The sequence below is a fragment of the Paenibacillus sp. FSL L8-0470 genome (assembly GCF_038008625.1).
GTDB lineage: Bacteria > Bacillota > Bacilli > Paenibacillales > Paenibacillaceae > Paenibacillus_AQ.
This window is the reverse complement of sequence record NZ_JBBOZM010000001.1, coordinates 3,985,759-3,999,320: the sequence shown is the minus strand read 5'-3', so window position 1 is coordinate 3,999,320 and position 13,562 is coordinate 3,985,759. Positions and strand designations below refer to the sequence as shown.

Annotated in this window: 23 protein-coding genes; 8 read left to right on the top strand and 15 right to left on the bottom strand. The window is 39.9% G+C overall.

Annotated elements, in window-relative coordinates; translation table 11 throughout:
- Window positions 1–22 precede the first annotated feature (22 nt).
- Window positions 23–271: a DUF3951 domain-containing protein gene (locus tag NST99_RS17970; protein ID WP_341093512.1), complete on the top strand. Its 249-nt coding sequence runs from the start codon at window positions 23–25 to the stop codon at window positions 269–271.
- 42 nt (window positions 272–313) lie between these two features.
- Here NST99_RS17970 and NST99_RS17965 read toward each other — a convergent pair whose 3' ends face one another.
- The 4 genes from NST99_RS17965 to NST99_RS17950 form a co-directional block, all read right to left on the bottom strand.
- Window positions 314–457, bottom strand: coding sequence for a hypothetical protein (locus NST99_RS17965; protein WP_341093509.1), 144 nt, complete (start codon window positions 455–457; stop codon window positions 314–316).
- A gap of 95 nt (window positions 458–552) precedes the next feature.
- On the bottom strand, window positions 553–723 hold the full coding sequence (locus NST99_RS17960; protein WP_341093508.1) for a hypothetical protein: 171 nt from the start codon (window positions 721–723) through the stop codon (window positions 553–555).
- Window positions 724–778: 55 nt separating this feature from the next.
- Complete coding sequence (locus tag NST99_RS17955) at window positions 779–988, bottom strand: hypothetical protein (protein ID WP_341093506.1); 210 nt, start codon at window positions 986–988, stop codon at window positions 779–781.
- Window positions 989–1,147: 159 nt separating this feature from the next.
- On the bottom strand, window positions 1,148–2,005 hold the full coding sequence (locus tag NST99_RS17950; protein WP_341093505.1) for a DNA cytosine methyltransferase: 858 nt from the start codon (window positions 2,003–2,005) through the stop codon (window positions 1,148–1,150).
- 225 nt (window positions 2,006–2,230) lie between these two features.
- Here NST99_RS17950 and NST99_RS17945 point away from each other — a divergent pair, with 225 nt between their 5' ends.
- The gene (locus tag NST99_RS17945; RefSeq protein WP_036684125.1) at window positions 2,231–2,578 is read left to right on the top strand and encodes a RidA family protein; all 348 of its coding nucleotides are present in this window, start codon (window positions 2,231–2,233) and stop codon (window positions 2,576–2,578) included.
- A 411-nt stretch (window positions 2,579–2,989) separates the two neighbouring features.
- Here the strand turns inward: NST99_RS17945 and NST99_RS17940 are convergent, their stop codons facing one another.
- Together NST99_RS17940 and NST99_RS17935 are read right to left on the bottom strand one after the other, a co-directional pair.
- Window positions 2,990–3,136: a hypothetical protein gene (locus tag NST99_RS17940; RefSeq protein WP_341093503.1), complete on the bottom strand. Its 147-nt coding sequence runs from the start codon at window positions 3,134–3,136 to the stop codon at window positions 2,990–2,992.
- Window positions 3,137–3,149: 13 nt separating this feature from the next.
- On the bottom strand, window positions 3,150–3,389 hold the full coding sequence (locus NST99_RS17935; protein ID WP_341093501.1) for a hypothetical protein: 240 nt from the start codon (window positions 3,387–3,389) through the stop codon (window positions 3,150–3,152).
- A gap of 200 nt (window positions 3,390–3,589) precedes the next feature.
- On the opposite strand from NST99_RS17935, the gene NST99_RS17930 reads away from it, so the two are divergent.
- The 3 genes from NST99_RS17930 to NST99_RS17920 all read left to right on the top strand — a co-directional run bounded on the left by NST99_RS17930 (window position 3,590) and on the right by NST99_RS17920 (window position 5,015).
- Window positions 3,590–4,078: a GNAT family N-acetyltransferase gene (locus NST99_RS17930; RefSeq protein ID WP_341093500.1), complete on the top strand. Its 489-nt coding sequence runs from the start codon at window positions 3,590–3,592 to the stop codon at window positions 4,076–4,078.
- A gap of 105 nt (window positions 4,079–4,183) precedes the next feature.
- Complete coding sequence (locus NST99_RS17925; protein WP_341093497.1) at window positions 4,184–4,393, top strand: hypothetical protein; 210 nt, start codon at window positions 4,184–4,186, stop codon at window positions 4,391–4,393.
- Between the two features lie 205 nt (window positions 4,394–4,598).
- Window positions 4,599–5,015: a VOC family protein gene (locus NST99_RS17920; RefSeq protein ID WP_341093496.1), complete on the top strand. Its 417-nt coding sequence runs from the start codon at window positions 4,599–4,601 to the stop codon at window positions 5,013–5,015.
- A 71-nt stretch (window positions 5,016–5,086) separates the two neighbouring features.
- Here NST99_RS17920 and NST99_RS17915 read toward each other — a convergent pair whose 3' ends face one another.
- The 8 genes from NST99_RS17915 to NST99_RS17880 all read right to left on the bottom strand — a co-directional run bounded on the left by NST99_RS17915 (window position 5,087) and on the right by NST99_RS17880 (window position 10,200).
- Window positions 5,087–5,263, bottom strand: coding sequence for a hypothetical protein (locus NST99_RS17915; RefSeq protein WP_341093495.1), 177 nt, complete (start codon window positions 5,261–5,263; stop codon window positions 5,087–5,089).
- Window positions 5,264–5,554: 291 nt separating this feature from the next.
- Window positions 5,555–6,133 (bottom strand): TetR/AcrR family transcriptional regulator, encoded by a 579-nt coding sequence (locus tag NST99_RS17910; protein WP_341093493.1) that lies wholly within the window; start codon window positions 6,131–6,133, stop codon window positions 5,555–5,557.
- 107 nt (window positions 6,134–6,240) lie between these two features.
- On the bottom strand, window positions 6,241–7,011 hold the full coding sequence (locus NST99_RS17905; protein ID WP_341093490.1) for an SDR family NAD(P)-dependent oxidoreductase: 771 nt from the start codon (window positions 7,009–7,011) through the stop codon (window positions 6,241–6,243).
- A gap of 138 nt (window positions 7,012–7,149) precedes the next feature.
- Window positions 7,150–7,500 carry a thioredoxin family protein gene (locus NST99_RS17900; RefSeq protein WP_341093488.1) on the bottom strand — a complete coding sequence of 117 codons (351 nt, stop codon included), beginning with the start codon at window positions 7,498–7,500 and terminating at the stop codon, window positions 7,150–7,152.
- A complete protein-coding gene (gene trxA, locus NST99_RS17895; protein ID WP_341093486.1) occupies window positions 7,484–7,804 on the bottom strand; it encodes a thioredoxin in 321 nt (106 codons plus the stop codon). Before trxA ends, NST99_RS17900 begins: the two co-directional genes overlap by 17 nt.
- Before the next feature lie 107 nt (window positions 7,805–7,911).
- On the bottom strand, window positions 7,912–8,199 hold the full coding sequence (locus tag NST99_RS17890) for a hypothetical protein (RefSeq protein WP_341093484.1): 288 nt from the start codon (window positions 8,197–8,199) through the stop codon (window positions 7,912–7,914).
- A gap of 169 nt (window positions 8,200–8,368) precedes the next feature.
- Window positions 8,369–9,328 carry a zinc-binding dehydrogenase gene (locus NST99_RS17885; RefSeq protein WP_341093483.1) on the bottom strand — a complete coding sequence of 320 codons (960 nt, stop codon included), beginning with the start codon at window positions 9,326–9,328 and terminating at the stop codon, window positions 8,369–8,371.
- A gap of 218 nt (window positions 9,329–9,546) precedes the next feature.
- Window positions 9,547–10,200: a metalloregulator ArsR/SmtB family transcription factor gene (locus tag NST99_RS17880; protein ID WP_341093482.1), complete on the bottom strand. Its 654-nt coding sequence runs from the start codon at window positions 10,198–10,200 to the stop codon at window positions 9,547–9,549.
- 731 nt (window positions 10,201–10,931) lie between these two features.
- Between NST99_RS17880 and NST99_RS17875 the strand changes: the two genes are divergently transcribed.
- From NST99_RS17875 to NST99_RS17865, 3 genes are read left to right on the top strand one after another with little or no spacing between them, the layout of a single operon-like run.
- Window positions 10,932–11,597, top strand: coding sequence for a metalloregulator ArsR/SmtB family transcription factor (locus NST99_RS17875; RefSeq protein WP_341093480.1), 666 nt, complete (start codon window positions 10,932–10,934; stop codon window positions 11,595–11,597).
- Window positions 11,594–11,914, top strand: coding sequence for a DsrE/DsrF/TusD sulfur relay family protein (locus tag NST99_RS17870; RefSeq protein WP_341093479.1), 321 nt, complete (start codon window positions 11,594–11,596; stop codon window positions 11,912–11,914). The genes NST99_RS17875 and NST99_RS17870 overlap by 4 nt, the downstream gene beginning before the upstream one ends.
- A gap of 45 nt (window positions 11,915–11,959) precedes the next feature.
- Window positions 11,960–13,246: an MFS transporter gene (locus tag NST99_RS17865; protein ID WP_341093478.1), complete on the top strand. Its 1,287-nt coding sequence runs from the start codon at window positions 11,960–11,962 to the stop codon at window positions 13,244–13,246.
- Window positions 13,247–13,338: 92 nt separating this feature from the next.
- Here NST99_RS17865 and NST99_RS17860 read toward each other — a convergent pair whose 3' ends face one another.
- Complete coding sequence (locus NST99_RS17860; RefSeq protein WP_341093477.1) at window positions 13,339–13,557, bottom strand: SHOCT domain-containing protein; 219 nt, start codon at window positions 13,555–13,557, stop codon at window positions 13,339–13,341.
- Window positions 13,558–13,562 lie beyond the last annotated feature (5 nt).

The following is a 13,562-nucleotide window of genomic DNA, read 5'->3' as shown; positions in this document are numbered from 1 at the left end:
TCTAACAAAGGCGGTGTAACCAATGAACTTGGTACAATTAATATTGGTTGGAGCATTCGGCATTGTTAATCTCTTATTAGGAATCATCATTGTAAAAATATTACTCACAAGAAAATTACCAAGTAATAATTACACTCCATTTGACTACATAACGGCCTATTCTCTTGTTGAGTTTCACGATGAGAAAAAAGAGATAGAAGAAAATGCGGATCATGGTGATGATAAGGACAAAAACATCATTTCGTTATCAAAACGACCTTCTCTTCCCTAATGCGCAATATGCATCTATTGTTCAGTATTTTCATACATTCAGTTACATATGGGAATACTTATCTTCACCCCAAGGTGTTCTATCGACTTCGCTAATATAATTTTTCTTTGTATCTGATACACGCTCTTTAAACATAATTGCTTTTGTCAATTGCGCTTCAACATCTGATTTTATTCTATTAATCAATAGTTCTTCACCTCTACGAATATCATCTTCTTTTGAACCAATAATAAACGTTTCAGCTCCAAAGGCATTCTCAACATAATGGTTTTTTACTTGTCCTATTTGACCTGCGTGTACAATTTAAAGTAAGTATTGTCTATACAAAAACCGCCTTCGCTAAACTGTCGAGTGACAATGTGCTCTGTGATATTCACTTCAATACATTGTTCAAAGCGCAAGCAAACCACAACTCTTGTTAATTTGTCTTCCAACTCCAAACTGATATTCATGATTCATTCACTCCTTCGCTATATGCATCTACCGCCAGTGTCTTCGAACTGCGCATCAATTATTTTCTATTAAATTCACTATGGATCGACGCTCCATGCCTTCCATCATGAATGCTAGTTTCATTTCATCTTCTTTTGACAATTCATCACTAGAAGTTGCTGGTACAGCTTTTTCTTCAGAGGGAAACAGCTTGTTTTTATCCCCAAACCTTGTTTTTACCACAGCACAGGCAATAGCTATGCCAATTGCCCTTTTTGTTAACAACCTTATGACCGATCAATTTACAGATAAACTTTTTTATCCTGGATATGATCCAGTAACTTGATAAATTTCTTGATTTGTGATACATCTTCATTCCATAGCCCATTCCGTTCCGCACCTTCCTTCCTGCGCTAAATGCGTCAACAGCTCGGTAACATCGGACTACGCAGTAAAGTATCGCTGAAGCTCTTGCCCCACCCATCTGCCCATCGGAACAGCAACGGCGTTGCCGATCTGTCGATAAGCGTCATTGTCAGTCCCAGCAAACCGGAACCAGTCCGGGAATCCTTGGAGTCGCGCATATTCTCGAACCGAATACGGCCGGACGCTTTTACCATCATCAACCAAGCGTGTAGAACGGTCTTTAGCATAATGGGCTACACATGTCGGTGCTTTACCATCCAGCCCCGTTACAATCGGTTTGTCCCGGTAACTACCGTCCAGCCGTTTCTGCACGTAATCCGGAGTGTATACCTCTGCCCCAACGTCAATAACTTCCCGCATGGAGAGCGGCGACCCTTCCGGGTATCGCAGCGTGTCGAACGGCTTCTTGGTTCCGATAACTATCAGCCGCTTACGTTCCTGCGGCAGCCACATATTCGCGTTAACTAGACACTCCACTCGAACATAATAGTTCGGCAGTTTCGTCATGCATTCCATTACAACCTGAAACTTCTTCATCCCTGGAACATTTTCAATGATATAGGCTTCAGGCTGGGCCAGCGCCACATGCCGGAAGAAGTGAAGGAATAAATCATCACCCGTTCGGGTCCCGTGAATATCGGCAATAGCGCTGTATTTCGTGCAGGGGAATGTCCCGATATAAACATCAGCGTCCTGCTGGTCCAGCACCGTAATCTGTGTGATGTCGCTTTCGTTCACTGTATGGCCGAAGTTTGTCCGCAGCGTGTCGCAGGCAGCACGGTCAATTTCATATGATTCAATGACCTCAATCCCGGCCTCAATCATTCCCAAATCCATGCCGCCAGCTCCGCTGAAATAGCTCTTAGCTGTAATCAATGTAATCCTCCTCCTTGGTGAATCGTATGCGTCTACCGCCAGTGTCTTCGTACTGTGCATTATCTAGCGGAACCATTTTTGTAAAAATAAAGTACTAGACTGATGCGCGTCCCATTAAGCTAACGGCAGGATTGCGTGGAGAGCCAACAAAAAGTAAATATTTACATTTAAAAACGTATGTTCTAAAATATAATATGGAACTTAATACATAGGAGGCTCATGTATATGATAAATCGAATTTCAACACCATTTAGTTATTCATCTGCTGTTGCGGCTGGTGACTATGTGTTTCTCGGATTACATCGGGGTTTTGGACAGAGCTTTACAGAACAGATTCACAATACTTTCTCTCACTTAAAAGAGACTCTTAATCAACTTGATGTACCACTGGATAATGTTGTTAAGGTGAATGTATACCTAAAGTACATTAAGGACTTACCTGAAATGGAACAGGTTTTTTGTGAGTATTTTGAAAAGGATAAATTCCCTGCTAGAATGACATCTACGACAGAGTTTTTTGACTCTGATTGTCTTATGATGATTGACGGAATAGCATACAAAGGATTGAACTAACGAGAAACGTTAGTTTAATTAAACAGCGGCAGTCTAGGACTTTATTATCTTGTTCACAGCTGCCGTCGATTATATATTTGGCAACGCCCCCCATTACTGCACAGTTTGCGTCTAAGCTTCAGTAATAACGTGCTTTTGTGCTGTTGATTAGACTTTTTCTGACTTCGTGACACTTTCAAAAACGAAACAATGATTACAAATTTCATCTGTGTTTATTAATTTTTCTTCTTCGCAAACAATACAAATCCCTAATCTACTGGCTGATGGATCATATCCATTCGATTCATTCGCTCCGCAATCAGTACATTCTAAGTGAGTCCAATCCATACGATCTGAACCACAGTTTCTACATTCCATAATCTTTCTTCCCTTCGTCACAGTATTCGTCTATTGTTCAGTATTTTCATACATTCAGTTCATATGGGAATACTTATCTTCACCCCAAGGTGTTCTATCGACTTCGCTAATATAATTTTTCTTTGTATCTGATACACGCTCTTTAAACATAATTGCTTTTGTCAATTGCGCTTCAACATCTGATTTTATTCTATTAATCAATAGTTCTTCACCTCTACGATTTTGAACCAATAATAAACGTTTCAGCTCCAAAGCCATTCTCAACATAATAGTTTTTTACTTGTCCTATTTGACCTGCGTACAATTTAAAGTAAGTATTGTCTATACAAAAACCGCCTTCGCTAAACTGTCGAGTGACAATGTGCTCTGTGATATTCACTTCAATACATTGTTCAAAGCGCAAGCAAACCACAACTCTTGTTAATTTGTCTTCCAACTCCAAACTGATATTCATGATTCATTCACTCCTTCGCTATATGCATCTACCGCCAGTGTCTTCGAACTGCGCATCATCTAGCGGAATCACTTTTGTCAAAAGAAGAAATATTAGTCTAAGGAAATAAAGCACTAGACTGTCGGGAGCATTAAGCTAACGTTCCATTACAAATAAAAAAGTAGTATTCTTAAAAAAATACACATAAAGGAGTTAATAAAATGATTACGTTTTATACTGATAGATATAAAGAAGAAGTCATTAAACTAATATTGCATGTACAAAATGATGAATATGGTGTAGGGATTAGTGTTGAAGAGCAACCAGATATACTAGATATTCAATCGAACTATGTTAAAGATGGAGGTGAATTTTGGGTAGCTTTAAACGATAACGGTGATGTTGTAGGCTCAATCGGGTTGCAAAAGAAAACTGACGATATTGCTGTACTAAAGAAATTTTTTGTTTATAAAGATTACCGCGGCAAAGAGCTTGCGATAGGAACAGGCCTTTACGAAGCTATGCTTGATTTTGCGCAGAAACATCGGTTTTCTAAGGTGATTTTGGATACTCCATCCAAAGCAACTAGGTCACACAGCTTTTACAAAAAAGTTGGATTTAAAGAAATTACTAAAGGCGATTTGGCAATTCAATATGATTATCCTGATAGAGATTCACTTATTTTCGAGTTAGACTTAATCAGTCAATAATATTGGGAGTAACCGGTTTAGATAGCCTTTGTACTAATTGACCCAACAGTAGTCTAGGACTTTTTTTATCAGTTCAAGACAGCTGTTGGTTTTTTAAAGGACTATGTGATTGCTGACCAAACCATCTATCACGATGCTGCACATCCATCTTCCATCACCTTACCTATCATACCTGCAGACAAGCAAGGTGAATGGTTGGATTGGCCATATGCTCCTGAAAAGACTGGCGGTTTTGACCATGCAGCTATGGCGGGAAAACCAGTATGTACTGAACCAGTTCCGATGAATACCGCAGATCTTCCTATCTTAGAGTAATTGAAAACACTCATTTTCATGGAGCTGCACTCTAACTAGTAAAACGTTGGAGTGTAGCTCCAGTTATATGTAATGCGCTAATATCCTAAACTCAAACTCCCCACGACCGAATCCATGAGACCGATGAATTCCCGGATCGGCTGTCGTCTATATAAACGAAGGCATAAATGAACACAAACTAATTTGACGAAGAGGTGTATTGAAAATGGCATTAACGTCCGCATTCACGAGCTTCAACCTGCCTGTAAAAAACGTAGAACAATCGAAAGCGTTCTTCACCGGACTCGGATTCGAGATCAACCCGCAATTCCCTGAGAATGAGAATTCGGTAGCCATCGTGATCGGCGACAACCTGCAGGTCATGCTGATCAATCAAACATTCTTTAATACGCTCACGGAGAAGGAATCCGTCGATACAAGCAAATATGCGCAGATGACGATCGCATTGGCCTTCGAGAGCCGGGAAAAGGTCGATGAAATCGTGAATACCGCGCTCTTCTTGGGGGGGGAATTACACGCTGAACCTGAAGATCATGGGTTCATGTATCATTGGGGCTTCGTGGACTTGGACGGTCATCTGTGGGCTATTAACTACATGAACATGGATGCGGCACAAAGTTAAGACTAACGGAGCGTAATAGGGTTAAAAAGAAAAACGCCGGGAAATCTTCCCCGGCGTCTTCTTCGCGATGATTAGTTTTGTTCGGTATAGGCTTTGAAATTGTCCATGATTGCTTGCCAGCCTGCTTGCTGCAACTCGACGGGATTGGAGCTCTCCGCGTCGAACGTTTCAACGACCGTCGTCTCATTCCCTTGATCGACAAAAGCAATATCTTGCTCGCCTACCGGTCTGTAACCTGATGAACTCAAATATATGCAGATCGTAAGATCTTGAGTCTGCTGGGAATACTCGGATAGCAGACTTAACAGGGGGAACGCCCGTCTGGGGTTGGTACTTCACCGGAAGCCCAGTACTATCGGGCTCCTTTCAAACAATAAGCTCACAAAGGCAGGTTATTATACTTTTTCCTGCGCAGTGCGAGCGTCTACGTAATTGCACTTATGCGGTTGAACCGCCGTATACGAACCTAGTACAGTGGTGTGAAAAGACGGCCTCTCAATTAGTGGATAGCGCCTACCCGATTAGAAAACAAGAGAACATTATTCATTAGACAAAATCCGCATGTAACTTAAGACAAGTGAATCATAATAGTCGATTTGACCTGAAGTTCTAGACATTAGTTGGGCACCTTGTACGAAAGCAATAAGTGTTTTCGCTTGATCCAAAGGCTCATTTGAAAAATTGAATTCGCCATCTGATTTTCCGTGACTTAGTACCTTCTCGATCCAACTCGTATTGGCATCAAAAAATATATTTAACTCGTTACGTATTTCGTCAGGAAAAGAATTCAACTCAGCAGCCATCATTGAACACAAACAAAGTTTAGTATTATTTTCTAGTGTCTCTCGGTATAAATCAAAAAATGATTTTAGCTTTTTTTTCCAACTATTATCATCTTCATGGATTCGTTGAAGTTTATCTATGAACTCTCTACGGTAACGAATCAGTACAGCTTGGACAAGGTCCTTTTTAGTTGGAAAATGATAATGAATGCTCGCCTTACGAATTCCTATGGCTTCAGCGATGTCAGCGTAACTAAACCCGTTATAGCCCCGTTCTTGAACCAGGGTAAGGCCTGTATCCATAATATATTGTAAAGTATTTTTCTTATTATTCATAATTGAAATCTACCATCCAGTAAATATACTGTCAAGATTCCCTCCATCCCCTCTTAGTTTTATAGAAAAGGCTGACCACCTAACGTGATCAGCCCATTCAAAGATTATTATCGAAGACGAGCAGTAACACCGCCATCCAAAGGCATTACTATACCGGTGATCCAAGAAGCCGAATCACTGGCTAGAAACAAGATGGCCTCTGCTACATCCATTGTTGTACCATTTCGACCGATGGGATGGAAGGCATTAAAGCTAGGCAATACTTCTGCTACTTGCTCCTCAGTCATGAACGTATTATAGATCGGTGTTTCAACGACTGCAGGTGCCACTGCGTTTACTCGGATCTGGTCTCCAGCTAACTCCACCGCTAAGTTTCTTGTCAATGCGTGTCTTCCTGCCATAGCTGCCGAATATGCAGCCGATGGAGTGGCTTCTACCGCTTGTATTGCCCACATGGAGCCAGTATTAACAATTGCTCCTCCACCTCTTTTTTTCATTTCCGGAATAACTGCTTGAGAAGGATAGAATGTTCCTTTAACAATGGTATCCAGGTACGATTGCAAATCCTCTGCTGTATGTTCAAGAAACGGTGTCGGATTAAATTTCCCAGTGTTGTTCACCAGTATGTCGACTCCTCCGAAAGCTTCTACAGCAGCTTGTACAAGTTTTCTCGATGTTTCCTGCAAGCTGATGTCGCCGGCTACAGCAATGACCTTCTTGCCTGATGGATCAATTTCCAGCGCAGTTTGCTTGAGAACATCCTCGCGCCGGCCATTGATTACGACATTGGCTCCCTCTTCAAAAAAACGTTGTGCTGTTGTCTTTCCAATCCCTGTTCCTCCGCCAGTTACAATTACAGTTTTGTTTTCAAATTTCATTATGTGCATCTCCTTCTGATTTTATTAATCTACCTACCAGTAGGTAGATTAGGGTCACAACGATTATAATAGGATAAATATTAAAAGGAAATATTATTTATAACAAGCAATCGCAGATGACATTAGTAGTTCCTGAGTTTAACTGAATAAAAAATTATACATACTATTAACTTGCTCAGATAACTGTTCTAATCGAACAAAGCGATCTGTTCGGAGATACTCTTTGCCGTCAATAAAAATCATTATAGTAGGAACACTGAACACAAGAAATCTTTCGGCTACTTGTTCTACTCTACTCGCGTTTATGTGTCCTACATAGATTTGTGGATAGCTCTCAAGCATTATAAGCAGTTTTGGTAAGATTGCATGACATACAGTACACTCTGGTCTAGATACATAGAGTAGACAAAATTGGTGTTTTTTCAGAAAGCCTTCAATCTCATCTACAGAATTAATTTCGTGTAAAAAATCCTCATTTTCCTGCGGCATTCAGAATTTTATCCTTAAGCAACTCTTTTTGTTTCACACCGACCATTTGATCAATTAACTTACCATCCTTAAACAGAAGTAAAGTCGGAATACTTTGCACCCCGAATTGGGCAGCCAATTCTTGCTCAGCATCCACATTGACTGTAGCAATGTTCGCTTGCCCCACCATTTCAGTGGCTAGTTCTTCAACAATTGGGAGTTGCACTCGGCATGGTCCGCACCAAGATGCCCAAAAGTCAACTAGAGAAACACCAGAAGTAATATATTCTTGGAAAGTATATTTAGTCAAAGCTGTTGCACCCATTAATATTCCTCCTCAACATAAAGTGGTTTACTCCATTCAATTAATCACTTGAATTACATTGGTTTACAAAAGACCTCGTCCCCGATGACGAGGCCTTTGAGTTCTAATTAGTATGCTGCGTAAATTCTGACTTCAGGATCTGCTTCCAACAAATTCTTTAGACCAACTACAACATCGTTATTAAAAAGATCACTTTGCAGATAAGCTTTTGCATCGGCTTCACTGCTAAAGCAATGTAAAACCTGTACATCATCATCACGAACCAACAGCTCTTTTGTCAGAGCGCCATCAATTCCTTTTAAAAATGGTTCTTTGTACGTAGTGTACACTTTTGTTGCCGCATCACGGTTTGCCGGTTCAACCTTTAAAGTGATCTCCAGATATGCTTTTTGCATAATACTTACTACCTCCGTTTAATAGTAAATTAATGTATGAATAAATAATCAATATTCAAATATTCAATCATACAATTGAATTGTAGTGTATGAAATGATATCTGTCAATAATCTTCTACGTGACCTTTATATTAACAGCGAAAATCACTAATACTATTCATATAATCTATTAGGATATATTTAACACCGCACGGAACCGTGTCTTAGCGGCCATCATTTTCTCATAAGCTTCACTAGCTTGTTCCAGTGGAAAAACTTCGATCATCGGTCGCACATCAGTTAAAACACTAAAGCGAATAGTGTCATTAATTTCCTTTGCCTGTCCAGTAAACGAACCTCTAACCGTACGTTGCCCTCGCACGAAATCCATTGAAGTTAATTCCAAAGGATCACTCGAACCCGCGACTATGATAAGTTCTCCATCGGTTCCCAGTCCGTTGATTAGTGAAGATATAACTTTGGGATTAGGCGCTGTAGCCAAAATGACTTTGGCACCACCCAGGCTTTTCAAAACCTCAGCAGGATTTTCTTTTTCTAAGTCAATATAATGATTCGCTCCAAGTTTTCGAGCCAGTTTCTCTTTATCAATGCCACGAGAAATAGCAACCGTTCGAAAACCAGCCTTATGTGCATACTGAATAGCAAGATGTCCTAGGCCACCAATACCTGAGACTGCTACTAGGTCCCCAAGTCGTGCTTTACTGTTTCTAATAGCGCTAAATGTTGTTTCACCTGCACACATAAGAGGGGCTGCTTCAATAGAGGTAACTTCCTTTGGAATGCTTGTTAAATAATCCTCAAATGCAACCATGTATTCTGCATACCCACCATTCATGGTTAGACCTGTTACGTGACTATGGCCACCGTTATATCCGATACCCACACGATCTCCAATATTCCATTTTGTCGAGCCATCTCCAAGCTCTTCTACAATTCCGATTACTTCATGCCCTGGAATCTTGGGATAGGTTGGGGCACCTCCCATAATCGTTCTCGAGTCTCCATTGCATACACCGCACGCTTCAACCCGTAGGAGAACCTGACCCATCTCTGGTTGAGGTATCGGTATCTCGACCAATTTCATTTTTTCTCCCTTGGCTTGTATTTGCATCGCTTTCATCTTTCGCATGTTTTTTCCTCCCTTATCCTTACATGTGTAGTGCTTTATCAGCATACATCAATTTATTATATTGATCTATTGTATAATTGAATAATATAATAAAGGAATTTATCCTTGTTATAATTCACCATATTTAATTGGAATATACTTTCGTGAACTTATTGTATTAAACTAAAATCAACAAAAAAGAACACCATCCCTGATGTTCTTTTGAAGTATTTTTTATATTAGCTAGATCGCCATTCCAATACACTTTCTTCAATACGATATGCTTTGAATCCCCTCTTTTGTATTTTCTCAACAGCTTGGGTTGTGAACACACAATAAGGACCGCGACAGTAGGTCGCCATCTCGGTATTATCCGGTACTGTATCAAGATATGCATCGAGTTCTTCCATAGGTACTGAAAGGGCTCCATCAATATGCTCCGTCTCATATTCATCTCTCGGACGTACATCCAATACTACAAAATTGCCTTTATTCATCCGTTCTAAAACTTCCTGCTTAGAGATGGTGTGAACAGTATTAAAGTGTTGTTCAATGTCTTGTTTAATCCGTATCACATCAGAGAGCTGGTTCTCAGAAAGCTTCCATAGAGATACCATAAATTCAGCAACCAATGGGTTTGCTAAGGAATAGATAACATAGGTTCCTTTTTTTGAAAAGCGTACCAAATTGGCATCTAACAAAATCTGAAGATGACGCGAAACATTAGCGACATTCATTCCAGATATGTGAGCCAAATTTTCGACTGCCTTAGGTCCGTTTGCTAATATATTCAAAATTTCTAATCTTCGTTCGCTGGATAAACATTTTCCAATTCGGGCGTACTGCAAAAATAATTGTTCTTTATAAAATTCAGCAATTTGTTTATCATCCATAGGTGTTCAACCCATCCTTTTGTTCAACTATATAACTGACCATATAACGTTCTGATCTAAATTTCAAGTTTATTGAAAGTCACTGCATTAATCTTATTTTATCATAGTTGGACATCAATATTCCTATCAAATTTGCACAACCACTACTTGCCTCATCAATCTCTGCAGAACTTTACACCCGCAGCGGTGTATAACCGTCAGGCTTTGCTCTTATCCCCAAGCGAATAATGGAGGGAACTTCGTTCCCCTCCCGCGCCTTCGCTTGGGCTTTGCCCCCCACCTATTCCTCGGGTAGCGCTGACTTTGTAACTATTTTCACAATTTAAAGATATTAAATTCTCTGTCTTGACATCGTGTAGCACCATATTTTGCCTGCTGTGTTAGTGGTTCTAAATCCGTTCCCGCATACCTAGCTGTAAATTTGGGCACACACCAAGAAGCTTGAGGAGGAATTGTTTTATTCTTTTGTAGCAAACTATGGGCTGCAAATTCTTATTAAAGGGTCTGTTTTCTTAAATACGAATGCAGGAAAATTTGGATTCCATTTTTCGGTTTAATAGTTAAAGCATACAACTATTAGGATTTAAAAGGTGTACTTACTTCAGCACACTTCTATTTTAAGATATTGGACTAATCGTTGATTTTTGTCTAAAAGTAAATTGACATTTAAACAGAAACAGCATAAAGTTAAAGCATTCAATAAATTAGTTGAATAGACAGGAGGGGTTAGTTTGAACGAGAGAGAATTTAAAAATGTGTTATTTACGGAATTTTCTCGCATTGGTAAATGTCTATCTAGTCCGAAAAGAATAGAGATTCTTGATGTACTTACACAAGGTCCAAAATCAGTTGAGAGAATATCACAAATTACTTCTATGTCTATCGCAAATGTTTCGCAGCATTTGCAATCGCTCTATTACGCGAAGCTTGTCGATTATAAAAAGCGTGGAAATTTCGTCTATTATGAATTAGCCGATCCAGCTGTTTTGCATTTCTTGAACTCTTTTTATGATCTATCAGAAAAACAGTTAATTGAAATACAACACATAAAGGATCAATTTATGGGCCAATTTTTAGAAGTTGAAGCAGTGTCAATGGATGAATTACTAAGTCGCTTAGAATCTGGAGAGGTCACTCTTCTGGATGTACGACCAAACGATGAATATGAAGCAGCTCATATTCCAGGAGCAATATCGCTCCCAATTGAAGAACTGGCTGATCAGTTATCCGCTTTGCCACAAGACACTAAAATTGTCGCTTATTGCCGTGGACCTTATTGTTTAATGGCTATTAAAGCTATTGAATTGCTTAAAGCTCAGGGATTTGATGCGTATCGTTTGGATAAAAGCGTTCATGAATGGAATGACTATGTAGGTAAGGAAGTGTTAGCTCCATGAAGTTAGGGATTATTCTCCAAACAAAAGAGTCCGAGAAAGCGTGGAATGCGTTTCGATTCGCTAACGCGGCACTAAAGAAACAACATAAAGTTAGGTTTTTCTTAATGGGAGAAGCCGTAGAATGTGAGTCTATTACCCATCCACAACATAATGTATTTGAACAAATGACAACTTTTAATGATCAAGGCGGAGAATTGTTGGCTTGCGGGGCATGCTTGAAGTCTAGAGAGTTGGAAGATTTAACTCAGTGTCCTATCTCCACAATGAATGATTGCGTAGAACTTGTTGAGTGGGCTGATAAGACGGTGACGTTCTAAAGTTGTTCAATACTATTAGCTCAATGCTGTGGAAGGATGTTTTTAATGCAGATCACGAAATCTTCAACTAAACAACAAGATATAATAAAAAGTTACATTGAATCACCTGATAAACAGAGGAAGCTGTATCGACGGACATTGATTACCGTGATTTTTTCCCAGATTTTTGGAGGTGCAGGACTTGCAGCTGGAGTAACTGTAGGAGCGATACTGGCTCAGGATATGCTTGGTAGAGATGACTTCACTGGTGTTCCGACAGCATTATTTACACTTGGTTCAGCAGCCGCAGCCTTGTTGGTCGGTAGAATATCTCAGAAGCATGGTAGAAGATTTGGATTGGGTTTGGGATTTATTACAGGTGGTATAGGAGCCATTGGCGTTATTATAGCTGCCGTTTTAAATAGCATATGGCTGCTCCTTCCCGCCCTTCTTGTTTACGGTGCAGGAACAGCAACCAATTTACAGGCACGCTATGCCGGTACGGATTTAGCAAACTCTAAACAGAGAGCAACGGCAGCAAGCATGGCTATGGTATTTACAACCATTGGAGCAGTAGCCGGACCGAATCTTGTTAACACAACTGGAGAGTTTGCGGTTTCAATTGGGATTCCAAGTCTAGGCGGGCCATTTATTTTAGCAGCAGTGGCATATATTTTAGCTGGTATTGTACTTCTCATATTTCTTCGTCCTGATCCGCTTTTGATCGCGAATGCTCTCGCCGTACATTCAGTTGATACCAAACAATATCCTGATCATCAATCGGAACAGTCTTTAGAGCGAAGAGGTGTAATTCTTGGGGCTTCGGTCATGATTTTAACGCAGATTGTTATGGTGGCCATTATGACAATGACACCTGTACATATGAAGCATCATGGACATGGGCTGGGAGATGTAGGTTTAGTTATAGGATTTCATATCGGTTCAATGTATCTCCCGTCTTTAATTACTGGGATATTGGTTGATAAAATTGGGCGCAAGATAATGGCTGTTGCTTCAGGTGTAACATTACTTACTTCGGGGGTTGTAGCTGCACTTGCACCTGCCAACTCCATGGTTATGTTAATAGTTGCTCTTTCACTTTTGGGATTGGGATGGAATTTCGGTTTAATTAGTGGAACTGCTTTAATCGTAGATTCAACTACGCCTGTGAATAGAGCCAAAGTACAAGGATCTGTAGATGTTCTAATAGCATTGGCGGGTGCCTCCGGAGGAGCATTATCAGGTATGGTGGTTGCACATTCGAGCTATTCAACTCTCTCTTATACCGGTAGTATCCTTTCTTTATTGCTAATTCCGATCATGTTTTGGCCGTATAAAAAATATCTTAAATGATAATAATAAGTCAAGCTAGAATTATAAATAACAAAAGAGCCGTTCACAAGAGTGAAGGGCTCATTGTTATTTTACCATATCTCCATTAATTTTTAATCCCGCAAAATGCTCTTCATCCGGTAATATTCTTCTTCCGTGATTTCACCTCTTGCAAAGCGTTCATCTAAGATTCTTCTTGGTGTATTGTCATTAAATCGTGAGTTCCCATTTCCCCTAACCCATCTTATCACCAAATAGATTACACCTACGATCAGTAAAAAATTGATGATTAATCCAAATATTCCAAATCCGAAGCCATAACCCATCATCATTTTCT

Bases quoted from the DNA above. Each gene is read 5' to 3' on its own strand.
- NST99_RS17970 (WP_341093512.1), top strand. From the start codon at position 23: ATGAACTTGGTACAATTAATATTGGTTGGAGCATTCGGCATTGTTAAT.
- NST99_RS17960 (WP_341093508.1), bottom strand. From the start codon at position 723: ATGAATATCAGTTTGGAGTTGGAAGACAAATTAACAAGAGTTGTGGTT.
- NST99_RS17945 (WP_036684125.1), top strand. From the start codon at position 2,231: ATGATAAATCGAATTTCAACACCATTTAGTTATTCATCTGCTGTTGCG.
- NST99_RS17935 (WP_341093501.1), bottom strand. From the start codon at position 3,389: ATGAATATCAGTTTGGAGTTGGAAGACAAATTAACAAGAGTTGTGGTT.
- NST99_RS17930 (WP_341093500.1), top strand. From the start codon at position 3,590: ATGATTACGTTTTATACTGATAGATATAAAGAAGAAGTCATTAAACTA.
- NST99_RS17920 (WP_341093496.1), top strand. From the start codon at position 4,599: ATGGCATTAACGTCCGCATTCACGAGCTTCAACCTGCCTGTAAAAAAC.
- NST99_RS17910 (WP_341093493.1), bottom strand. From the start codon at position 6,133: ATGAATAATAAGAAAAATACTTTACAATATATTATGGATACAGGCCTT.
- NST99_RS17905 (WP_341093490.1), bottom strand. From the start codon at position 7,011: ATGAAATTTGAAAACAAAACTGTAATTGTAACTGGCGGAGGAACAGGG.
- NST99_RS17900 (WP_341093488.1), bottom strand. From the start codon at position 7,500: ATGCCGCAGGAAAATGAGGATTTTTTACACGAAATTAATTCTGTAGAT.
- trxA (WP_341093486.1), bottom strand. From the start codon at position 7,804: ATGGGTGCAACAGCTTTGACTAAATATACTTTCCAAGAATATATTACT.
- NST99_RS17890 (WP_341093484.1), bottom strand. From the start codon at position 8,199: ATGCAAAAAGCATATCTGGAGATCACTTTAAAGGTTGAACCGGCAAAC.
- NST99_RS17885 (WP_341093483.1), bottom strand. From the start codon at position 9,328: ATGCGAAAGATGAAAGCGATGCAAATACAAGCCAAGGGAGAAAAAATG.
- NST99_RS17880 (WP_341093482.1), bottom strand. From the start codon at position 10,200: ATGGATGATAAACAAATTGCTGAATTTTATAAAGAACAATTATTTTTG.
- NST99_RS17870 (WP_341093479.1), top strand. From the start codon at position 11,594: ATGAAGTTAGGGATTATTCTCCAAACAAAAGAGTCCGAGAAAGCGTGG.
- NST99_RS17865 (WP_341093478.1), top strand. From the start codon at position 11,960: ATGCAGATCACGAAATCTTCAACTAAACAACAAGATATAATAAAAAGT.
- NST99_RS17860 (WP_341093477.1), bottom strand. From the start codon at position 13,557: ATGATGATGGGTTATGGCTTCGGATTTGGAATATTTGGATTAATCATC.